This window comes from Pseudomonas sp. S2_B07 (assembly GCF_054668435.1).
On sequence record NZ_CP162769.1, the window covers coordinates 5,102,758 to 5,124,630 of the forward strand.

At 58.8% G+C, this 21,873-nt stretch carries 23 protein-coding genes and 1 tRNA gene; 18 read left to right on the forward strand and 6 right to left on the reverse strand.

Annotated features, from left to right (window positions below; translation table 11 throughout):
• Positions 1-256 precede the first annotated feature (256 nt).
• The 18 genes from AB4N43_RS23495 to nadA all read left to right on the forward strand — a co-directional run bounded on the left by AB4N43_RS23495 (position 257) and on the right by nadA (position 14,615).
• Positions 257-580 carry a ribbon-helix-helix domain-containing protein gene (locus AB4N43_RS23495; RefSeq protein WP_460151995.1) on the forward strand — a complete coding sequence of 108 codons (324 nt, stop codon included), beginning with the start codon at positions 257-259 and terminating at the stop codon, positions 578-580.
• Between the two features lie 138 nt (positions 581-718).
• Positions 719-940 (forward strand): FmdB family zinc ribbon protein, encoded by a 222-nt coding sequence (locus tag AB4N43_RS23500; protein ID WP_010457489.1) that lies wholly within the window; start codon positions 719-721, stop codon positions 938-940.
• 119 nt (positions 941-1,059) lie between these two features.
• Positions 1,060-2,835, forward strand: coding sequence for an aspartate--tRNA ligase (gene aspS / locus AB4N43_RS23505; protein ID WP_027922935.1), 1,776 nt, complete (start codon positions 1,060-1,062; stop codon positions 2,833-2,835).
• 117 nt (positions 2,836-2,952) lie between these two features.
• Positions 2,953-3,699: a YebC/PmpR family DNA-binding transcriptional regulator gene (locus AB4N43_RS23510; RefSeq protein ID WP_027922936.1), complete on the forward strand. Its 747-nt coding sequence runs from the start codon at positions 2,953-2,955 to the stop codon at positions 3,697-3,699.
• Between the two features lie 84 nt (positions 3,700-3,783).
• On the forward strand, positions 3,784-4,308 hold the full coding sequence (gene ruvC, locus AB4N43_RS23515; RefSeq protein ID WP_007945844.1) for a crossover junction endodeoxyribonuclease RuvC: 525 nt from the start codon (positions 3,784-3,786) through the stop codon (positions 4,306-4,308).
• Between the two features lie 116 nt (positions 4,309-4,424).
• Positions 4,425-5,042, forward strand: coding sequence for a Holliday junction branch migration protein RuvA (gene ruvA / locus AB4N43_RS23520; RefSeq protein ID WP_059182263.1), 618 nt, complete (start codon positions 4,425-4,427; stop codon positions 5,040-5,042).
• A complete protein-coding gene (ruvB, locus tag AB4N43_RS23525; protein WP_027922938.1) occupies positions 5,043-6,104 on the forward strand; it encodes a Holliday junction branch migration DNA helicase RuvB in 1,062 nt (353 codons plus the stop codon). It begins immediately after the preceding gene.
• Positions 6,105-6,233: 129 nt separating this feature from the next.
• On the forward strand, positions 6,234-6,701 hold the full coding sequence (gene ybgC / locus AB4N43_RS23530; RefSeq protein ID WP_027922939.1) for a tol-pal system-associated acyl-CoA thioesterase: 468 nt from the start codon (positions 6,234-6,236) through the stop codon (positions 6,699-6,701).
• On the forward strand, positions 6,691-7,386 hold the full coding sequence (tolQ, locus tag AB4N43_RS23535) for a protein TolQ (RefSeq protein WP_027922940.1): 696 nt from the start codon (positions 6,691-6,693) through the stop codon (positions 7,384-7,386). The genes ybgC and tolQ overlap by 11 nt, the downstream gene beginning before the upstream one ends.
• Before the next feature lie 23 nt (positions 7,387-7,409).
• A complete protein-coding gene (tolR, locus tag AB4N43_RS23540; protein WP_161807482.1) occupies positions 7,410-7,862 on the forward strand; it encodes a protein TolR in 453 nt (150 codons plus the stop codon).
• On the forward strand, positions 7,862-8,941 hold the full coding sequence (tolA, locus tag AB4N43_RS23545) for a cell envelope integrity protein TolA (protein ID WP_027922941.1): 1,080 nt from the start codon (positions 7,862-7,864) through the stop codon (positions 8,939-8,941). The genes tolR and tolA overlap by 1 nt, the downstream gene beginning before the upstream one ends.
• 29 nt (positions 8,942-8,970) lie before the next feature.
• The gene (gene tolB, locus AB4N43_RS23550) at positions 8,971-10,239 is read left to right on the forward strand and encodes a Tol-Pal system beta propeller repeat protein TolB (protein WP_218186576.1); all 1,269 of its coding nucleotides are present in this window, start codon (positions 8,971-8,973) and stop codon (positions 10,237-10,239) included.
• Positions 10,240-10,291: 52 nt separating this feature from the next.
• Positions 10,292-10,789 (forward strand): peptidoglycan-associated lipoprotein Pal, encoded by a 498-nt coding sequence (gene pal, locus AB4N43_RS23555; RefSeq protein WP_003178634.1) that lies wholly within the window; start codon positions 10,292-10,294, stop codon positions 10,787-10,789.
• A 6-nt stretch (positions 10,790-10,795) separates the two neighbouring features.
• Positions 10,796-11,635: a tol-pal system protein YbgF gene (gene ybgF / locus AB4N43_RS23560; RefSeq protein ID WP_027922943.1), complete on the forward strand. Its 840-nt coding sequence runs from the start codon at positions 10,796-10,798 to the stop codon at positions 11,633-11,635.
• Positions 11,636-11,802: 167 nt separating this feature from the next.
• A complete protein-coding gene (queE, locus tag AB4N43_RS23565; protein WP_194940546.1) occupies positions 11,803-12,450 on the forward strand; it encodes a 7-carboxy-7-deazaguanine synthase QueE in 648 nt (215 codons plus the stop codon).
• Between the two features lies 1 nt (position 12,451).
• Positions 12,452-13,144, forward strand: a complete 693-nt coding sequence (gene queC / locus AB4N43_RS23570; RefSeq protein ID WP_460151996.1) for a 7-cyano-7-deazaguanine synthase QueC — start codon at positions 12,452-12,454, stop codon at positions 13,142-13,144.
• A 63-nt stretch (positions 13,145-13,207) separates the two neighbouring features.
• Positions 13,208-13,283: transfer RNA gene (locus tag AB4N43_RS23575), tRNA-Lys, on the forward strand.
• A 273-nt stretch (positions 13,284-13,556) separates the two neighbouring features.
• The gene (gene nadA / locus AB4N43_RS23580) at positions 13,557-14,615 is read left to right on the forward strand and encodes a quinolinate synthase NadA (RefSeq protein ID WP_077748706.1); all 1,059 of its coding nucleotides are present in this window, start codon (positions 13,557-13,559) and stop codon (positions 14,613-14,615) included.
• 70 nt (positions 14,616-14,685) lie between these two features.
• Here the strand turns inward: nadA and AB4N43_RS23585 are convergent, their stop codons facing one another.
• From AB4N43_RS23585 to gcvH, 6 genes are all read right to left on the reverse strand, one after another.
• Positions 14,686-15,174, reverse strand: coding sequence for an RDD family protein (locus tag AB4N43_RS23585; RefSeq protein WP_027922947.1), 489 nt, complete (start codon positions 15,172-15,174; stop codon positions 14,686-14,688).
• Positions 15,175-15,269: 95 nt separating this feature from the next.
• Positions 15,270-15,482 (reverse strand): cold-shock protein, encoded by a 213-nt coding sequence (locus AB4N43_RS23590; RefSeq protein WP_003175786.1) that lies wholly within the window; start codon positions 15,480-15,482, stop codon positions 15,270-15,272.
• Positions 15,483-15,886: 404 nt separating this feature from the next.
• A complete protein-coding gene (gene gcvT, locus AB4N43_RS23595) occupies positions 15,887-17,011 on the reverse strand; it encodes a glycine cleavage system aminomethyltransferase GcvT (protein ID WP_059182265.1) in 1,125 nt (374 codons plus the stop codon).
• A gap of 37 nt (positions 17,012-17,048) precedes the next feature.
• Positions 17,049-18,425, reverse strand: coding sequence for an L-serine ammonia-lyase (locus AB4N43_RS23600; RefSeq protein WP_027922949.1), 1,377 nt, complete (start codon positions 18,423-18,425; stop codon positions 17,049-17,051).
• Between the two features lie 135 nt (positions 18,426-18,560).
• The gene (gene gcvP, locus AB4N43_RS23605; RefSeq protein WP_194940545.1) at positions 18,561-21,410 is read right to left on the reverse strand and encodes an aminomethyl-transferring glycine dehydrogenase; all 2,850 of its coding nucleotides are present in this window, start codon (positions 21,408-21,410) and stop codon (positions 18,561-18,563) included.
• A gap of 11 nt (positions 21,411-21,421) precedes the next feature.
• Complete coding sequence (gene gcvH, locus AB4N43_RS23610; protein ID WP_027922951.1) at positions 21,422-21,805, reverse strand: glycine cleavage system protein GcvH; 384 nt, start codon at positions 21,803-21,805, stop codon at positions 21,422-21,424.
• Positions 21,806-21,873 lie beyond the last annotated feature (68 nt).

Here is a 21,873-nt window from a genome sequence, read left to right on the forward strand (position 1 = left end):
GGTCGCCGTGCCCGCCGCCGACCCTTTGCCGTTTTGCTTCTTAGAGTCTCTTTTGCGCGTGGTAAATCGCGCTTGATCATGTAGGAAAATGGCCGGCCTAGGACGGGCTCCATGATCCCCTGTCAACTGTTGGCTTATCCTACGTCGATGGTCATAAAGTCATCTGGATATCCCTTTGCGCCTGCGCTTTTATAAGGCAACACAACAGATGTAGCTCTTGATAGAAGGCAAGGAATGACAAAGGAGTGTCAGCGATATGGTTTACGAAGACAGGCCAGGCGAGGGGAGGGAGATCAGGGTTGATCCGTTCGTCAGTGAATTTGATATGGGATTGGCCCGGCCTTTATCCCGCTCTGTGTGTTTGAATGGTTTTGCGACCTGCTTGCGGCTTGAGCAGGTCTATTGGGATATTTTGGGCGATATGGCCAGGGTCAATTGCTGTTCGGTCAGTGCGCTGTTGTCCCATGTGGACCGCGAAGTGCATTTGCGTCACGGCGGGGTCAAGAACTTCACCGGGCTGGTGCGGGTTGTCTGCGTCGTGCGCAGCTTGAAGGAAGGGGGCTGCGTTGCGACACCTTAGTCGCAGAGCGGCGTAATGGACTGAGTGTCAGTCTGTGCAGTCTTACGGCTGCACAGGCTGCATTTAATGGATATAATCCCGCTCTTTGCCGCAAAACCCAGCGTGCGCGGTAGCAATCTGATCGCCGAGACAACCCCCATGCCGATGTACGACTATCAATGTGCTTCCTGTGGTCATCAGTTGGAAGCCATTCAAAAGATCAGCGCAGCACCGCTGGTCGACTGCCCTGCCTGCCAGGCGCCAGAGCTGAAAAAGATGCTGTCCATGCCAGGTTTCCGCCTCAGCGGCACCGGCTGGTACGAAACCGATTTCAAGACCGGCTCGAAGAAGAACCTGGCCGGCGGCGACAAAGCTGACTAGGGTCTAGGGCCTGAGTTGAACGACACGTGAGAGCGCTTGCACCATCAGGCACCTTTAACAAGGGCAGGATGGGCAGGACTCCAACCGAATTTCGAATTACGAGAAGTGAAACCACTACCATGATGCGCAGCCATTATTGCGGCCAACTGAACGAAAGCCTGGAAGGCCAGGAAATTACTCTTTGCGGTTGGGTTCACCGTCGCCGTGACCACGGTGGGGTGATTTTCCTCGATATCCGTGATCGTGACGGTCTGGCCCAGGTGGTGTTCGACCCGGACCGCGCTGAATCCTTCGCTGCCGCCGATCGCGTGCGCAGCGAGTACGTCGTGAAGATCACCGGCAAGGTTCGCCTGCGTCCGGCCGGTGCTACCAACGCCAACATGGCGTCGGGCATGATCGAAGTCCTCGGCTACGAACTGGAAGTGCTGAACGAGTCGGAAACCCCGCCGTTCCCGCTGAACGAGTTCTCCGATGTCGGCGAAGAAACCCGTCTGCGCTATCGCTTCCTTGACCTGCGTCGTCCGGAAATGGCCGAGAAGCTGCGTCTGCGTTCGCGCATGACCACCAGCATCCGTCGTTTCCTGGACGAGAACGGCTTCCTTGACGTCGAGACGCCGATCCTGACCCGCGCGACCCCTGAAGGTGCTCGCGACTACCTGGTGCCGAGCCGTACTCACGCCGGTTCGTTCTTCGCCTTGCCGCAATCGCCACAGCTGTTCAAGCAACTGCTGATGGTGGCTGGCTTCGACCGTTACTACCAGATCGCCAAGTGCTTCCGCGACGAAGACTTGCGGGCTGATCGCCAGCCGGAATTCACCCAGATCGACATCGAGACCAGCTTCCTCGATGAAAACGAGATCATGGGCATCACCGAAAAAATGATCCGCAACCTGTTCAAGGAAGTGCTGGACCTGGAATTCGGCGACTTCCCGCACATGACCTTCGCAGAAGCCATGCGTCGTTACGGTTCCGACAAGCCGGACCTGCGTAACCCGCTGGAACTGGTTGACGTTGAAGATCAACTGAAAGAAGTCGACTTCAAGGTGTTCAGCGGCCCGGCCAACGACCCGAAATGCCGCATTGCCGCGTTGCGCGTTCCTGGCGCTGCGAGCATGCCGCGCAAGCAGATCGACGACTACACCAAGTTCGTCGGTATCTACGGTGCCAAGGGCCTGGCGTACATCAAGGTCAACGAGCGCGCCAAAGGCGTTGAAGGTCTGCAATCGCCGATCGTCAAGAACATCCCTGAAGCCAACCTCAATGTGATCCTCGATCGCGTTGGCGCGGTTGACGGCGACATCGTGTTCTTCGGTGCCGACAAAGCCAAGATCGTCAGCGAAGCCCTGGGCGCGCTGCGGATCAAGGTCGGTAACGATTTGAACCTGCTGACCTGCAAGTGGGCACCCATGTGGGTCGTCGATTTCCCGATGTTCGAAGAGAACGACGACGGCAGCTTCACCGCCTTGCACCACCCGTTCACCGCGCCGAAGTGCACTCCGGAAGAACTGGAAGCCAACCCGGCGACCGCTCTGTCCCGTGCCTACGACATGGTGCTGAACGGCACCGAGTTGGGTGGCGGTTCGATCCGTATCCACCGCAAGGAAATGCAGCAGACCGTATTCCGCCTGCTGGGCATCAACGAAGCGGAACAGGAAGAGAAGTTCGGCTTCCTGCTCGACGCCCTGAAGTACGGCGCGCCGCCACACGGTGGCCTGGCCTTCGGTCTGGACCGTCTGGTGATGCTGATGACTGGCGCCCAGTCGATCCGTGAAGTAATTGCCTTCCCGAAAACCCAGAGCGCGGCGGACGTCATGACTCAGGCACCGGGTCAGGTGGATGCCAAGGCATTGCGCGAACTGCACATTCGTCTGCGCGAAACGCCAAAGGCTGAGTAAGGCTGACCGCAAAGGCGCATCCTTTTGGGTGCGCCTTTTCTTTAAGTCGAGATTTTTTGGTTGCTGGCCGACACTGAGTGTGGCGGGCAATGTTTCAAAGAGAATTCGGAGCGAGTTATGGCGGGTCATTCCAAGTGGGCGAACATCAAGCACCGCAAAGAACGTCAGGATGCCAAGAAGGGCAAGATTTTCACCAAGTGGATTCGTGAACTGACCGTTGCTGCCCGACAGGGTGGCGGTGATCCGGGCTCCAACCCGCGCCTGCGTCTGGCGCTGGACAAGGCCCTTGGCGCGAACATGAGTCGCGACATCATTGACCGCGCCGTTGCGCGCGGTGCCGGCGCTGCCGACACCGACGACATGGTCGAGCTGAGTTACGAAGGCTACGGCCCGGGTGGCGTGGCGGTGATGGTCGAGTGCATGACCGATAACCGTAATCGCACCGCAGCGGCAGTCCGCCACGCGTTCAGCAAATGTGGCGGCAACCTCGGCACCGACGGTTCCGTGGCTTATCTGTTCGAGCGTAAAGGGCAGATTTCCTTCGCGCCAGGCGTTGATGAAGACGCGCTGATCGAAGCGGCGATGGAAGCCGACGCCGATGACGTGGTCACCCACGAAGACGGTTCCATTGATGTGTTCACCTCGTTCGCCGGGTTCTATTCCGTGCGCAATGCGCTGGAAGCGGCCGGGTTCAAAGGCGACGACGCTGAAATCGTCATGTTGCCGACCACCAGCGCCGAACTGGACCTGGAAGGCGCCGAGAAGGTGCTCAAGCTGATCGACATGCTTGAAGACCTGGATGATGTGCAGAACGTCTATTCCAACGCGGACATCCCGGAATCGGTAGCCGCGCAACTCGGTTAAGGGTGACTAAGATCAAAGGTGGGAGTCAGCTCCCACTGTTGGTGTTTGCTGTATTGAAGTGCTCTTACCTAACCCGCAGGCGTTATGACTTTAATTCTTGGTATCGACCCCGGTTCGCGTATTACCGGTTATGGCGTGGTGCGCGATACCGGGCGTGGCTGTGTGTATGTGGCCTCGGGCTGCATTCGTACCGGCTCGGGAGAATTGCATGAGCGTCTGCAAATCGTTTATCGCGGCGTGCGTGAAATCATCCAGACATACGGCCCGGTCACCATGGGCATCGAAAAAGTCTTCATGGCGCGCAATGCCGACTCTGCACTGAAGCTGGGTCAGGCGCGCGGCGCGGCCATCGTTGCCGGTGCCGAAGAAAGCCTGGAAATCGCCGAGTACACCGCGACCCAGGTCAAACAGGCAGTGACCGGCACCGGTGCGGCGAACAAAGAACAGGTGCAAATGATGGTCATGCACATGCTGAAATTGACCAGCAAACCGCAAATCGATGCTTCTGACGCCCTGGCCATCGCCATTTGCCATGCGCACACCCGTTCCAGTCTGCTGCCCCATGGCCTGGGGACGGCACGCAGTCGTGGCGGGCGCCTGCGTCTCTGATAGCATCAGCAATCATTTTTTATGGAATGAGGGTCTTCGTGTCTGTGTTGTCGACGCGAACCCTTGCTCTGTCGGTCGCCAGGCATTGATCTGGCCAACGCTCAAGGATCTGTAACGTGATTGGACGCTTGCGCGGCACACTGGCTGAAAAACAGCCACCGCACCTGATTCTGGATGTAAACGGTCTGGGGTATGAGCTGGAAGTGCCCATGACCACGCTGTATCGCTTGCCGTCGGTCGGTGAACCGCTGACCTTGCACACCCACTTGGTCGTACGCGAAGACGCGCAGTTACTCTATGGCTTCTTCGGCAAGCGTGAGCGAGACTTTTTTCGCGAGCTGATCCGTCTCAATGGTGTAGGGCCGAAATTGGCGCTGGCCTTGATGTCCAGTCTGGAAGTCGATGAGTTGGTCCGTTGCGTACAGTCCCAGGACACCTCGGCGCTGACCAAGGTGCCGGGCGTGGGCAAGAAGACGGCTGAACGTTTGCTGGTGGAACTCAAGGACCGCTTCAAGGCGTGGGAAACCGTACCTGCGATGTTCGCGCTGGTTCCCAACCAGCCGGGCGGGCCAGATGCGCCGGCGCCGGTCGCCACCGCTGAAAACGATGCGGTCAGCGCGCTGATTTCCTTGGGCTACAAGCCGCAGGAGGCCAGCAAGGCGATTTCCGCGATCAAGGAGAAAGGCTTGAGCAGTGAAGACCTGATTCGTCGTGCCCTGAAGGGAATGATTTAAGTGATTGAAGCTGATCGTCTGATAGCCGCCACGCCAGGTCCCCGTGACCGCGAGGAAGTCCAGGACCGGGCGATTCGTCCTGTCAGTCTGGCCGAATACATCGGCCAGCCGACCGTTCGCGAGCAAATGGAGTTGTTCATCCAGGCCGCCCGTGGGCGCAACGAGTCGCTGGATCACACGCTGATCTTCGGTCCGCCGGGCCTGGGTAAAACCACTCTGGCGAACATCATCGCCCAGGAAATGGGCGTGTCGATCAAGAGCACATCGGGTCCTGTTCTGGAACGTCCGGGCGACCTGGCAGCGCTGTTGACCAACCTTGAACCCCACGACGTGCTGTTCATCGACGAAATCCATCGCCTGTCGCCGATTGTCGAAGAAGTGCTGTACCCGGCCATGGAAGATTTCCAGCTCGACATCATGATCGGCGAAGGGCCGGCCGCGCGTTCGATCAAGCTTGATTTGCCACCCTTTACCCTCGTCGGTGCAACGACCCGTGCGGGCATGTTGACCAACCCCTTGCGCGACCGCTTCGGTATCGTCCAGCGCCTGGAGTTCTACAGCACCGCGGACCTGGCGACGATTGTCAGCCGTTCGGCGAGCATCCTTGGTTTGCCGCTGGACCCGGAAGGTGCCTTCGAAATCGCCCGACGTGCCCGCGGTACGCCGCGGATCGCCAACCGGTTGTTGCGACGGGTGCGCGATTTCGCCGAGGTGCGCGCCAAGGGCCATATCACCAAGCCGATTGCCGACCTCGCGTTGAACCTGCTGGATGTCGACGAACGTGGTTTCGACCACCAGGACCGACGTCTGCTGTTGACCATGATCGAGAAGTTCGACGGCGGGCCGGTCGGAGTGGACAGCCTGGCCGCGGCCATCAGTGAAGAACGCCACACCATTGAAGACGTGCTGGAGCCGTACCTGATCCAGCAGGGCTACATCATGCGCACCCCGCGGGGGCGAGTGGTGACCCGGCATGCGTATTTGCACTTCGGTTTAAATATTCCGTCACGATTGGGCGAAATGCCCGTGGTAGACGAGTTCCTTGACGCCGTGGATGATTAATAATTTTTGCGCGCTGATATATTCGGCTTTTGTGCGGTCCGAGGACCGTGCTTTTTCGAAAAAAGCCCGCAGATCAATGAAAAACAGTTGCCTGGCCGGATTGGCAACCTGAGGAGTAAGCACTAGAGTATGCGCGCGCAAAACGGGCTTGAGCCGTTCACACATCGTTGTCGCGTTTATTACGAGGACACCGATGCGGGCGGCATCGTGTATTACGTCAATTACCTCAAGTTTATGGAACGGGCTCGAACCGAGCGGCTCCGGGATCTGGGCTTTGCCCAATCGGCGCTGGCAGGGGAGGACCTGTTGTTTGTCGTGCATTCCAGCGAAGCGCGTTACCACGCGCCGGCGCGACTGGACGACGAGCTTCTGGTAAGCGCTGAAGTAATCGAATTGAACCGGGTCAGCCTGCGTTTCAAGCAGCAGGTCAGGCGGGCAACGGATAATGTGCTGCTCTGCGAAGGGCAGTTTTTGGTGGCCTGTGTGCGCACTAACAGTTTGAAACCCCGGGCCATTCCCGAAGCTCTACGTGCGGCCTTTGCCGACGTGAGCGGCGCGGGTACACACTCAAAGCAGGAGATAAAGCGTGGAAGCTAACGTCGTCGACCATTCCTCCATGTGGAGCCTGGTCAGCAATGCCAGTATCGTGGTGCAACTGGTAATGCTGATCCTGGTAGCCGCATCGGTGACCTCATGGATCATGATTTTTCAGCGCAGCAATTTGATTCGCGCCGGTCGACGTGCCCTGGAGAGCTTCGAAGAGCGCTTCTGGTCCGGTATCGACCTGTCCAAACTCTACCGTCAGGCCGGCAGCAACCCTGACCCGGATTCGGGCGTCGAGCAGATTTTTCGTGCCGGTTTCAAGGAATTCTCCCGTCTGCGCCAGCAGCCAGGCGTTGACCCGGAAGCGGTCATGGAAGGCGTGGCCCGTGCCATGCGCGTCGCCATTTCCCGCGAAGAAGAGAAGCTCGAGCAGAGCCTGCCATTCCTGGCCACCGTCGGCTCCGTGAGCCCGTACATCGGTCTGTTCGGTACGGTCTGGGGCATCATGAACTCCTTCCGTGGCCTGGCCTCGGCCCAGCAAGCGACCCTGGCCACTGTGGCTCCCGGTATCGCCGAAGCGCTGATCGCCACCGCGATCGGTCTGTTCGCTGCCATCCCGGCCGTTATTGCTTACAACCGCTTCTCTGCTCGCAGCGAAACCTTGCTGAGCCGTTACTACACCTTCGCCGATGAATTCCAGGCGATCCTGCACCGCAAAGTGCACACCAGCGAAGAATAAGCAGGTAATTTCCAATGGCTTTAATCGCTCGAGCTCGCAAAAAGCGCAAGCCGGTTGCCGAGATGAACGTAGTGCCTTACATCGACGTGATGCTGGTACTGCTGGTCATCTTCATGGTGACCGCGCCGATGCTCAATCAGGGCGTGAAAGTTGATCTGCCCAAGGTTTCCAGCGAAGCCTTGCCGCAGGACAACAACACCCAGGTCCTGACCATTTCGATCAAGGCTGACAAGACCTACTACTGGAACCTTGGCAGTGAAGTCGACACCGAAAAGCAGCAGGACAAGGCCATGACCTTGCCGCAGATGACTGACGCGGTGACCAAGATCATTCGTGCCGGCACTGAAGGTGGCAAGCGTACTCAGGTGTTCATCCGTGGCGACAAGACCGTTGATTACGGTTCGGTCATGGGCGCCATGGGCGGGTTGCAGAAGGCCGGAGTCGGTAACGTTGGCTTGATTACCGAGGCGCCCTGATGCAGCAACAACGAGAGCCAACAGCCTCGGAAAGCTACTTCTGGCCTAGTGTCTGGGCGATTGGCTTGCACGTGCTGGTGTTCGGCATGCTGTTTGTCAGTTTTGCCATGACGCCTGAGTTGCCGCCGGCCAAGCCGATTGTCCAGGCGACCCTGTACCAGCTGAAATCGAAAAGTCGGGCGACCACCCAGACCAATCAGAAGATTGCGGGTGAAGCGCAGAAATCTGCTGCGCGTCAAACTGAAGTCGAACAGATGGAACAGAAAAAGGTCGAGCAGGAAGCGGTGAAGGCTGCGGAACAAAAGAAAGAAGAAGCGGCTCAAAAGGCCGAGGAAGCCAAGAAGGCCGACGAGTCGAAGAAAGCGGATGAGGCGAAAAAGGCTGATGAAGCCAAGAAAGCCGATGAAGCGAAGAAGACCGCCGAAGCCAAAAAGGCAGAAGAGAAACAATTGGCTGATATAGCCAAGAAGAAAGCCGAAGAAGAAGCCAAGAAAGCAGCTGAAGAAGAGGCCAAGAAAGAGGCCGCTGAAGAAGCCAAGAAGAAAATCGTCGAAGACGCGAAGAAGAAAGCCGCCGAAGACGCCAAGAAGAAAGCTGAAGCTGAAGAGGCGAAGAAGAAAGTCGCCGAAGACGCGAAGAAGAAAGCTGCTGCCGATGCTGCGAAGAAGAAGTCGCAGGATGCGGCACGTAAATCGGTTGAAGACAAAAAGGCGCAGGCCTTGGCTGATTTGCTGTCCGACAAGCCGGAGCGTCAACAGGCGTTGGCGGATGAGCAGGGTGATGAGACCGCGGGCAACTTCGATGATCTGATTCGTTCGCGCGCTTCTGAAGGTTGGGCGCAGCCACCGTCGGCCCGCAAGGGCATGAAAGTGATTCTGCAAATCAACATGCTGCCTGACGGAACGATCTCCGGCGTATCGGTTGCTCATTCCAGTGGTGATGTGCCGTTCGACAGTTCAGCAGTAGCGGCGGTAAAAAATATTGGTCGTTTGACCGAAATGCAGGGTCTGAAGCCAGCTGATTTCGCACCCTATCGTTCATTCAAGATGACATTCACACCTGAGGATCTAGCCTTGTGAGAAACCTTCTTCGAGGACTGCTTGTAGTCATGTTCTGCTTCGCAGGACTGGCCACGGCAGATGAAAAAAATATCCTGGTCAGCAGTGGCAGCTCCCAGGCCACTCCAATTGCCGTCGTGCCATTCGGTTTCCAGGGCGGCAGCGTGCTGCCGGACGACATGGCTGAAATCATCGGTAACGACCTGCGCAACTCGGGTTACTACGCGCCGATTCCAAAGCAGAACATGATCAGCCAGCCGAGCCAGGCCAGCGAAATCATTTACCGTGACTGGAAAGCGGTTGGCGCCCAATACATCATGGTCGGCAGTATCGTGCCAGCAGGCGGTCGCCTGCAGGTTCAGTACGCTCTGTTCAACGTCGCCACCGAGCAGCAAGTGCTGACCGGCAGCGTGTCGGGCAGCGTTGATCAACTGCGCGACATGGCGCACTACATCTCCGACCAGTCGTTCGAAAAACTCACCGGTATCAAAGGTGCGTTCTCGACGCGTCTGTTGTACGTGACCGCCGAGCGTTTCTCCGAGAAGAACACGCGCTACACACTGCAACGTTCGGACTATGACGGTGCCCGTGCCGTGACCCTGCTGCAATCGCGCGAGCCTATCCTGTCGCCGCGTTTTGCACCGGATGGCAAGCGCATCGCTTATGTGTCGTTCGAGCAGAAGCGTCCGCGCATCTTCATGCAGAACATCGACACCGGTCGCCGCGAGCAGATCACCAACTTCGAAGGCCTGAATGGCGCGCCAGCCTGGTCGCCGGATGGCAATCGCCTGGCATTCGTCCTGTCCAAGGATGGCAACCCGGACATCTATGTGATGAACCTGGGTTCGCGTCAGATCTCCCGCGTCACCAATGGTCCCGGCATCAACACCGAACCGTTCTGGGGTAAGGATGGTTCGACCATCTACTTCACCTCCGACCGTGGCGGCAAGCCGCAGATCTATAAAACCAGTGTCAGTGGTGGCGGTGCGGAACGTGTGACCTTCATCGGTAACTACAACGCCAACCCTAAACTGTCGGCTGATGAAAAGACCCTGGTGATGATTCACCGCCAGGACGGCTTCACCAATTTCAAGGTGGCAGCCCAGGATTTGCAGCGAGGTAGTGTAAAGATCCTCACTGATAGCACTCTGGACGAGTCGCCTACTGTTGCGCCCAACGGCACCATGGTAATCTACGCCACCCGCCAGCAGGGCCGGGGAGTCTTGATGCTCGTGTCCATTAATGGACGCGTAAGGCTCCCGCTTCCTACCGCTCAAGGCGAAGTTCGAGAACCTTCCTGGTCCCCTTACCTGAACTGACGCGGCGCTACACGTTTTACTTAACACACTGGGGTTCATTAGGAGTTTCACGATGGAAATGCTGAAGTTTGGTAAATTTGCTGCGCTGGCTCTGGCCATGGCTGTAGCTGTAGGTTGCTCGTCCAAAGGCGGCGACAACGCCGGTGAAGGCGCTGTTGATCCAAACGCTGGTTACGGCGCAAACACTGGTGCCGTTGACGGTTCCCTGAGCGAAGAAGCTGCTCTGCGCGCAATCACCACCTTCTACTTCGAATACGACAGCTCGGACCTGAAGCCAGAAGCCATGCGCGCTCTGGACGTTCACGCCAAAGACCTGAAAGCAAACGGCGCTCGCGTTGTTCTGGAAGGCAACACCGACGAACGTGGTACTCGTGAGTACAACATGGCACTGGGCGAGCGTCGTGCGAAAGCCGTTCAACGCTACCTGGTACTGCAAGGCGTTTCCCCAGCTCAGCTGGAACTGGTTTCCTACGGCGAAGAGCGTCCAGTTGCTACCGGCAACGACGAGCAGTCCTGGGCTCAAAACCGTCGCGTCGAACTGCGTAAGTAATTCGTCATGCGAACGTGCCGTCGTGCTGTAACTGTCTTGGCTCTCAGTCTCGCACCGCTTGCGGTGTGGGCTGCGGTTCCTGTGGTCGATAACAACTCCGGTTCTAACAGCGGGAGTAGTTATCCGCCTGCGGGTTACGGTACGAACGGCGCCTATGCCGGGGGAGGGGTTTCAACCCCTGTCTCGGCACAGGGTCAGCTGTTCAACCAACTGCAACAAATGCAGGACCAGATCTCGCGCCAACAGGGTGTGATCGAAGAACTGCAAAATGATGTAGCGCGCATGAAGCAAGAGAACCTGGAGCGATATCAGGATCTTGATCGGCGCATAGGAACCGGCGTTGCACCTGCCGCGACTCCTGAAAATTCTTCCACTGGTGGCGATTTGAATGCCCCTAGTGCAGCAGCTGCTGGCGCAAGTGCAGGAGCGGCTGCCGCTCAAGCACCTGCCGCGGGTGGCGAACCGGCGGATCCGGCGAAGGAAAAGCTGTATTACGATGCAGCCTTCGACCTGATCAAAGCCAAGGATTTCGACAAGGCCAGCCAGGCTTTTGCCGCTTTCCTGCGCAAATACCCGAACAGTCAATACGCGGGCAATGCCCAGTACTGGTTGGGCGAAGTGAACCTGGCCAAAGGCGATCTGCAAGGTGCAGGTCAGGCGTTTGCCAAGGTTTCACAGCTGTACCCAAAGCACGCCAAAGTGCCTGATTCGTTGTACAAGCTGGCTGATGTAGAGCGCCGCCTCGGTCACACCGACAAGGTCAAAGGCATTCTGCAGCAGGTTGTGTCGCAATATCCGGGCACCTCCGCCGCTCAGTTGGCTCAGCGTGATCTGCAAAAAATGTAAGGGCTGCTTGACCCGTTTCGAAGAAACCCGCGCTTGTCGCGGGTTTTTTCGTTAGAATTCACGCCCTTTTTATGAAACACGCTTTTTGGGATCTGCGCGGTGGCGGGGTTCCTTGAAGTGCCTGACGGAGGCGGACAGCCTGTTTAGCTGTTATGCCCGTGGCGACTATGCAAGACACATTGAGAATTACCGAAGTTTTTTACTCGTTGCAGGGTGAAACGCGAACTGCCGGGCTGCCTACAGTATTTGTGCGCCTGACCGGTTGCCCTTTGCGTTGCCAATACTGTGACAGCGCCTACGCGTTCACTGGCGGCACCCTTCGCCCGCTCGACGACATCCTCGAGCAAGTGGCCGGTTTCCGCCCCCGTTATGTGTGTGTTACCGGTGGCGAGCCACTGGCACAACCTAACGCCATCCCATTGCTCAAGCAGTTGTGCGACGCCGGTTACGAAGTGTCACTGGAAACCAGTGGTGCGCTTGATATCTCGGCGGTAGATTCCCGGGTCAGTCGCGTTGTCGACCTGAAAACCCCGGGTTCGAAAGAAGCACATCGCAACCGCTACGAAAATATCGAGCTGCTCACGCCTAACGATCAGGTGAAGTTCGTCATCTGCTCGCGGGAAGACTACGACTGGGCCGTGTCCAAGCTGATCCAGTACGGTCTTGACCAGCGTGCCGGCGAAGTCCTGTTCTCGCCAAGCCACCACGACCTGAATGCTCGGGACCTGGCGGATTGGGTGGTGGCGGACAACCTGCCAGTGCGTTTGCAATTGCAGCTGCATAAATATCTTTGGAATGACGAGCCGGGGCGCTGAAATGACGGAACAACTGAACACCGCTGAAAAACGAGCAGTCATCCTGCTGTCCGGCGGGCTGGACTCGGCAACTGTCGTGGCCATGGCCCGCGCCGAAGGCTACAGCTGCTACACCATGAGCTTTGATTACGGTCAGCGCTCCCAGGCAGAGTTGCACGCCGCTGCACGCGTTGCCCGTGACCTGAGCGTGGTCGAGCACAAGGTGATCGGCCTCAACCTGAACGGTATGGGCGGCTCGGCGCTGACCGACAGCAGCATCGACATTCCGGAGGCGCTGGGGGAGGGCATTCCAGTGACTTACGTGCCAGCGCGCAACACGGTATTCCTGTCGCTGGCCTTGGGCTGGGCTGAAGTGCTCGGTGCGCGTGACATCTTCATTGGCGTGAATGCGGTGGATTACTCCGGTTACCCGGACTGCCGTCCCGAGTTCATCGAGTCCTTCGAGCGCATGGCCAATCTGGCGACCAAAGCCGGGGTAGAGGGCAATGGCTTCCGTATCCAGGCGCCCCTGCAGAACCTGAGCAAGGCGCAAATTGTCGAGGCGGGCGTGAAGCTGGGCGTCAATTACGGGCTGACGGTTTCCTGCTATCAGGCTGACGATGACGGCCGTGCATGCGGCAAATGCGACAGCTGCCGACTGCGTGCAGAAGGCTTTGCGGCGGCCGGAATCAGCGACCCAACACCTTATTTTTGATTTATTTCAAATTAGGTGTTGAATAGTCCTTAAAAATCAGTATTATACGCGCCACCACACAGCGGGTCGTTAGCTCAGTTGGTAGAGCAGTTGGCTTTTAACCAATTGGTCGTAGGTTCGAATCCCACACGACCCACCATTTTTGTAGCAGTTTTAAAAGTCTGGAAGGCCCACGCAAGTGAGGATTTCCGGATTTTTTTTTGCCCGCGATTTGAGCTCGCCCAGGCCCTGGGCTGCATCGCATGACGCAGGTCAGAATCATCTTTTGCATCCACGGGATATTCTGTAGCCTTGCGCAACTTCAACGCTGTCCGTGCCTGATGAATACTCACTCTCCCGGCGGTACCCTGATGGGTCCGGAGCCGGGTGTATACTCGACTTTCGCGCGAAAGCGCCTGCAGGTCTTGCGAACATGACGCAGATTTCCGAACGCCTTCTGGTTCAAGCTCACCTCGACGCCAAGCAGCCCAAGCCGCTGACCGTCGAGGAGGAAGCTTTTTACCGTGCCGCCATCGCTGCCGAGCTCAAGGCTCAGGACGCGGTGCTGGTTGCTCACTTCTATTGCGATCCGGTGATTCAGGCCCTGGCCGAAGAAACCGGTGGTTGCGTCTCCGACTCACTGGAGATGGCCCGCTTCGGCAGTGCTCACCCGGCCAAGACCGTGCTGGTCGCCGGAGTGAAGTTCATGGGCGAAACCGCCAAAATTCTCAACCCTGAAAAACGCATTCTGATGCCGACCCTGGAAGCGACCTGCTCGCTGGACCTGGGTTGCCCGGTGGACGAGTTTTCGGCGTTCTGTGATCAGCACCCGGAACGCACGGTGGTGGTGTATGCCAACACCTCGGCGGCGGTCAAGGCGCGGGCGGACTGGGTGGTGACATCCAGCTGTGCGCTGGAAATCGTCGAAAGCCTGATGGATAACGGCGAGACCATTATCTGGGGCCCGGACAAGCACCTGGGCACCTACATTCAGCGCCAGACCGGTGCGGACATGCTGCTCTGGGACGGTGCCTGCATCGTTCACGAAGAGTTCAAGTCCAAGCAGCTTGAAGACATGAAAGCGCTGTACCCGGATGCCGCCATTCTGGTGCACCCGGAATCGCCGACCTCGGTGATCGAGCTGGCGGATGCCGTCGGTTCCACCAGTCAGTTGATTGCGGCGGCACAGAGTCTGCCGAACAAGACCCTGATCGTCGCCACCGATCGCGGCATCTTTTACAAGATGCAGCAGCTGTGCCCTGACAAGGTCTTCATCGAGGCGCCAACGGCCGGTAACGGCGCAGCCTGCCGCAGTTGCGCGCACTGCCCGTGGATGGCGATGAACACCCTTGAGCGCACGCTGAAGTGCTTGAAGGAAGGGACTAACGAGATCTTTGTGGATCCAGCGTTGATTCCGCAGGCGATTCGGCCGTTGAAGCGCATGCTGGACTTTACTCAGGCTGCGCGGATGAAGCTCGCCGGTAACGCCTGAACTCTTTGAGCCAGTCCTAAAAAACCTGTGGGAGCAAGCTTGCTCCCACAGTGGTTTCTGTATAGCTGAATTACTTGGTTTTCTTCGGGATGCGCACAAGCTGTGTGTTGGAGTACATGTCATGCCAGCTGCGTTTCTGCTTATCAAATAATGGCCAGATAAACCCCAGGCCCACGCACAGCCAAGAAGCAATCGACACCACAAAGCGCAACAACGCCTGCCACAGGCTGATGGACGAGCCATCGGCATTCTGCACACGGATGCACCACACCTGCATGCCGAGGGTCTGGCCCGACCAGGTCCAGAACTTGGCGAAGAAACCGAACAGCACAAACAGCAGCACCGTCGAGAGTAATGGATCCCCGTCCAGCGCGCCGGCTTCAGTCAGGGTGCGCATTTTCTCTTCGCCGAGGATCGCCATCTGGATCATCTTGTAGACGCCGCTGGTGACGATCAGCAGGGCGGTACACAACAGGAAGTCATAGAACATCGCTGCCAGGCGACGACCCAGGGTGGCGGCGGGAAAGTCGCCCTGGGGATTGAGCAGGTGTTTCGACATGGCAGCCTCTGGGCGGAAAAAAAAGCCATTTTACGGATTTGCGCGCACAAAAAAGCCCCTGATGTCAGCATCAGGGGCTTTTTCGTAACAGAAGATTAGGCTTCTGCTTGTACTTCGTCAGCCTGCATGCCTTTCTGGCCTTGCACAGCAACGAAAGTCACTTTCTGGCCTTCTTTCAGGCTCTTGAAGCCGTTGCCCTGGATGGCGCGGAAATGCACGAACAGATCCGGACCGCTTTCAGGAGTGATAAAACCAAAACCTTTCTCGTCGTTAAACCACTTGACGGTACCGCTCTGACGTTGGGACATTTCTTATTTCCTTTGACGCAAAAATTAATGACAGTCTCCTTCTCATGAAAGAGTACTGGGGCTGGTTGCAGGAGAGTAAGAAGACGTCGAACGGGATGTAGCTAACTTGTAGGCTACTGCCCAGGTCACGATTCCAAGCGACCCATGCAAACACAGTGAATAAACTCTACGCCAACTACGGGAGAAAAAACAAGCCCCGTCAGAGGCCCGGTTTTACTCAGGTTGAGGGTACTAGTCGATCCACTAGTGCCGTCTTATTCTTTGCCGCTGTTCAATTGTTTTCGATCGTTATAAGCAACGTTCATAAACGAAGGCTGGCTATAAAGATATGCACTATTTTATGGCGGTTGCGTTACACATTAGTGCACTGTCAACGCAACCGCGTTACTTATAGAAACAATCAATCAGCCGCGATAGTAGCGTTGTGCAACAAATGGCATTTTGCTTACAAGCAAAGGCACCTTTTTCCCACGGACGATCGCCCATACGGGTGTGTCGATAGCGATATAAGCGCTGTCGAGGTAACCCATGGCCAAAGGAGCACCCAAGGTCGGACCGAAGCCGCCGCTGCAAACGGCGCCGATGATCTCGCCGGCCTCGTTGACGATTTCTGCGCCTTCACGCACGGGTGTGCGTTCCTGAGGCAGCAGGCCGACGCGCTTGCGGCTGACGCCACCTTGCTGTTGTGCGAACACGGTTTCAGCGCCAGGGAAGCCGCCGGCCCGCGCGCCATCGGCACGACGAGGCTTTGAGATGGCCCACAGCAGGCTCGCTTCGATCGGGGTGGTCTCGGTGTTCATGTCGTGGCCGTAGAGGCACAGACCGGCTTCCAGGCGCAGCGAGTCGCGAGCGCCAAGGCCGATGGCCGCCACTTCAGGTTCAGCCAACAGGGCGCGAGCCAGGGCTTCGGCGTTGGCGGCCGGTACCGAGATTTCGAAACCGTCCTCACCGGTGTAGCCCGAACGGCTGACAAAGCAGTCCACGCCCAGCAGTTTCACGCGGGTGAACTGCATGAAGGTCATCTTCGCCACTTCCGGCGCCAGGCGTGCGAGCACGGTGACGGCGGCCGGGCCTTGCAGCGCCAGCAGGGCGCGTTCTTCGAACAGCGGCTCGATGGTGCACTGCTCGCCGATGTGCTTGCGCAGGTGCGCCAGGTCTTGATCCTTGCAGGCTGCGTTGACCACCAGGAACAGTTCGTCGTTACCGAGGTTGGCGACCATCAGGTCGTCGAGGATGCCACCGGTTTCGTTGGTGAACATGGCGTAGCGCTGCATGCCCACCGGCAGGTCGATAATGTCCACCGGCACCAGGGTTTCCAGGGCCTTGGCGGCATTGGCGCCGGTCAGGCGGATCTGGCCCATGTGCGACACATCAAACAGCCCGGCCTGATCACGGGTGTGCTGGTGTTCTTTCATCACGCCGAGCGGGTATTGCACCGGCATGTCATAGCCGGCGAACGGCACCATGCGTGCGCCGAGTTCGATGTGCAGTGCGTGCAGCGGGGTTTTCAGCAATTGTTCGGTGGACATATTCAGCTCCTGAAAAAGTGTGCAGTGCGCGTGAGCATCAGCACTCGATAATGTTGACCGCCAAACCGCCGCGGGCGGTTTCCTTGTATTTGCTTTTCATGTCGGCGCCGGTCTGGCGCATGGTGCGGATGACCTTGTCGAGGGAGACGAAGTGCTGACCGTCGCCGCGCAGGGCCATGCGTACCGCGTTGATCGCCTTGACCGAACCCATGGCGTTGCGCTCGATGCAAGGCACTTGCACCAGCCCGCCAATCGGGTCGCAGGTCAGGCCGAGGTTATGTTCCATGCCGATTTCGGCGGCGTTTTCCACTTGCTGCACGGTCCCGCCAAGGACCTCGCACAAGGCGCCGGCCGCCATCGAACAGGCCACGCCGACCTCGCCCTGGCAGCCGACTTCGGCGCCGGAGATCGAGGCGTTTTCTTTATAGAGAATGCCGATGGCCGCCGCCGTCAGCAGGAAGCGTACGACGCCGTCTTCGTTGGCACCGGGAATGAAGCGCATGTAGTAATGCAAAACCGCCGGAACGATCCCGGCCGCACCGTTGGTGGGCGCGGTGACGACGCGTCCGCCATTGGCGTTTTCTTCGTTGACCGCCAGGGCGTACAGGTTGACCCAGTCCAGCACTGACAGCGGATCGCGCAGTGACGATTCCGGGTTTTTGCACAATTGCCGGTGCAGTGCCGCCGCGCGACGCTTGACCTTCAACCCGCCGGGCAGAATGCCTTCGTTGCGGCAACCGGCGTCGACACAGTCCTGCATGACTTGCCAGATCTTCAGCAGGCCGGCGCGGGTTTCCGCTTCCGGGCGCCAGGCGCTTTCGTTGGTCAGCATCACCTGGCTGATGGACAGGCCGTAGGTGGTGCAATGACTGAGCAAGTCCTTGGCACTTTTGAACGGGAAGGTCAGCGGCGTGGCGTCTTCGACGATGCGGTCGGCGCCGGCGGCATCTTCATCGACCACAAAACCACCCCCGACCGAGTAGTACTCGCGGCTGCGGATCTGCAGGCCGGCGGCGTCGAAGGCGCGAAAGATCATGCCGTTGGGGTGATAGGGCAAGGGTTTGCGAATCATTGCCAGGTGTTCTTTCTCGTTGAACGCAATGCTGTGTTCACCGAGCAGGTTCAAGCGACCGTTGCCGCGGATTTCTTGCAGACGGGCGGCCACGGTTTCGGTATTCACGGTGTCCGGGTGTTCACCTTCGAGGCCGAGCAACACAGCCTTGTCGCTGCCGTGGCCCTTGCCGGTGGCGCCGAGCGAGCCGTACAGCTCGACTTTGACGCAGGTGGTGGCGGCCAACAGCCCTTCGCGGCGCAACCCTTCGGCGAAACGCGCAGCTGCACGCATCGGGCCGACGGTGTGGGAACTGGAGGGGCCGATGCCAATCTTGAACAGGTCGAACACGCTTAACGACATGGTTGTTCTCCGGTTTCTTGTTATAGGCGCGCGCAAGCGCGAGCACTCAGCGGCAAGCAACAAGCAACAAGCTGCAAGTTAAAGCCGATCGGCTCTTCCTTGCAGCCCGAGGCTGGCCGCTAGACGCTGATTTTCTTAAGCGTAGCTTTCGATCGACGGGCAGGCGCACACCAGGTTGCGATCGCCAAACACATTGTCGACGCGACCGACCGGTGGCCAGTATTTGCCTTCGATCAGGGAGGCCACCGGGTACACCGCTTGCTCACGGCTGTACGGATGCGTCCACTCGCCAACGATCTCTGCCGCGGTGTGCGGAGCGTTCTTCAGCGGGTTGTCTTCCTTGTCCAGCGTGCCGTTTTCCACCGCGCGGATTTCTTCGCGGATGCGGATCATGGCGTCGCAGAAACGGTCCAGTTCTTCCTTGGATTCGCTTTCGGTCGGCTCGATCATCAGCGTGCCGGCGACCGGGAACGACATGGTCGGGGCGTGGAAGCCGAAGTCGATCAGGCGCTTGGCGACGTCATCAACGCTGATACCGCTGCTGTCTTTCAGCGGACGCAGGTCGAGGATGCATTCGTGCGCCACCAGGCCGTTGCTGCCGGTGTACAGAACCGGGTAATGCTCTTCGAGGCGACGGGAGATGTAGTTGGCATTGAGGATCGCCAGCTGCGAAGCGCGTTTCAGGCCGGCGCCGCCCATCATCCGAATGTACATCCAGGTGATCGGCAGAATGCTCGCGCTGCCGAACGGTGCTGCGCAGACCGCGCCTTCCTTGCGTGCCATCTGGGCGTGGCCCGGCAGGAACGGAGTCAGGTGCGATTTCACGCCGATCGGGCCGACGCCCGGGCCGCCGCCGCCGTGTGGAATGCAGAAGGTTTTGTGCAGGTTCAGGTGCGACACGTCGCCGCCGAACTTGCCCGGTGCGCAGAGGCCGACCATCGCGTTCATGTTGGCGCCGTCGATGTACACCTGGCCGCCGTTGTCATGAATGATGCCGCAGATTTCGCGGATGCCTTCTTCGAACACGCCGTGGGTCGACGGGTAAGTGATCATCAGCGCCGCAAGGTGTTCGCGGTGCTCGATGGCTTTGGCGCGCAGGTCTTCGATGTCGACGTTGCCGCGTGCATCGCAAGCGGTCACGACCACACGCATGCCAGCCATGTTGGCGGTGGCCGGGTTGGTGCCGTGGGCGGACGACGGGATCAGGCAGATGTCGCGACGATCTTCGCCACGGCTCTGGTGATAGGCGCGGATGGCCAGCAGACCGGCGTATTCACCTTGCGAACCGGCGTTCGGTTGCAGCGAGATCGAGTCGTAACCGGTCGCGGCGCACAGCATCGCTTCCAGTTCGTCGGTCAGTTGCTGGTAGCCGGCGCTTTGCTCGGCCGGGGCGAACGGGTGCAGGGCACCGAATTCAGCCCAGGTCACCGGGATCATCTCGCTGGCAGCGTTGAGTTTCATGGTGCAAGAACCCAGCGGGATCATGGTGCGGTCCAGCGCCAGGTCCTTGTCGGCGAGCTTGCGCAGGTAGCGCATCAGCTCGGTTTCCGAGTGATAACGGTTAAACACCGGGTGGCTGAGGATCGGCGATTGACGCACCAGCGCAGCTGGAAGGGTGCTTTGTACCGAGGCGGCCAGCGCAGCGAAGTCCGGCAGGGTCTTGCCGTCGGCGAACAGAGCCCACAGGGTTTCGATGTCAGCCTGGGTGGTGGTTTCGTCCACCGACAGGCCCAGACGCTGAGCGTCGATGACGCGCAGGTTGATCTGCCGGGCGTGAGCCTTGTCGTGCAGCGCGGCGGTTTGCGCGCCGGTGGCCAGGGTCAGGGTGTCGAAGAAGCTGGCTTGTTCGACGGTCAGGCCCAGTGCGTTCAAGCCTTTGGCCAGAATGGCGGTCAGGTGATGCACGCGGTTGGCGATCTGGGTCAGGCCTTTCGGACCGTGGTACACGGCGTACATGCTGGCGATGTTGGCTAGCAGCACTTGAGCGGTGCAGATGTTGCTCGTGGCTTTCTCGCGACGGATGTGTTGCTCGCGGGTTTGCATGGCCAGGCGCAGGGCCGGCTTGCCAAAACGGTCCACGGAGACACCGACCAGACGGCCCGGCATGTCGCGCTTGAACGCGTCTTTAGTGGAGAAGTACGCCGCGTGCGGGCCACCGAAGCCCAGCGGAACACCGAAACGCTGGGCGCTACCGATGGCCACGTCGGCACCGAATTCGCCTGGCGGGGTCAGCACGGTCAGGGCCAGCAGGTCAGCGGCCACAGCCACCAGTGCGTTGGCGGCGTGGAAGCGTTCGGTCAGTTCGCGGTAATCAAACACGTCACCGTTGCTGGCCGGGTATTGCAGAAGAGCGCCGAAGAACGGCGTCACGTCGGTCAGTTCGAGTTCGTCGCCGACCACCACATCAATGCCCAACGGCTCGGCACGGGTGCGCAGTACGTCGAGGGTTTGCGGGTGGCAATGCACGGAAGCGAAGAAGGCGTGGCTGCCCTTGTTCTTGCTCAGGCGTTTGCAGAAGGTCATGGCTTCGGCAGCGGCGGTGGCTTCGTCGAGCAAGGAGGCGTTGGCAATCGGCAGGCCGGTCAGGTCGCTGATCAGGGTCTGGAAGTTCAACAGCGCTTCGAGTCGGCCCTGGGAAATTTCTGGCTGGTACGGGGTGTAGGCGGTGTACCAGGCCGGATTTTCCAGCAGGTTGCGCAGGATCGGCGATGGCGTGTGGGTGCCGTAGTAGCCCTGGCCAATGTAGGTCTTGAACAGTTGGTTCTTGCCGGCGATGGCTTTGATCGAAGCGAGGGCTTCAGCTTCGCTCAAACCGTCTTCCAGGCCCAGCACGCTGGTGCCTTTGATGCTGTCCGGGATAACGCTGGCGCTCAGGGCTTCCAGCGAGTCGAAGCCGAGGCTGTTGAGCATGGCTTGCTCGTCGCCGGCACGCGGGCCGATGTGACGGGCGATGAATTCGTTGGCGGTGGTCAGGTTTACGGTCATGTCGGTGCTCCTCAGGCTTCGGCTTGGGCTTTGATCAGGCGGTCGTAGGCGTCCTGGTCCAGCAGTTGGGCGACGGCAGAGGCGTCGCTTGGCTGGAAGCGGAAGAACCAGCCTTCGCCCAGCGGATCTTCGTTGACCAGTTCAGGGCTGCTGTCGAGTGCCGGGTTGACTTCCAGCACCTCGCCGTCGAGCGGCATGTAGACGCCGCTGGCGGCTTTTACCGATTCCACGGTGGCGGCTTCAGCGCCTTTGTCGTAGGACTGCAGCTCAGGCAGTTGTACGAAAACCACGTCGCCCAAGGCGTTCTGTGCGAAAGCGGTGATGCCGACAGTAACGGTGCCGTCAGCTTCGGTGCGCAGCCATTCGTGATCTTCAGTAAAACGCAAATCGCTCATGAGAACTCCTAAGGGGGCCAGACTCGTCTGGTGGACGCTATTGAATGCTTGGGCAAAAAAGCCCTGTT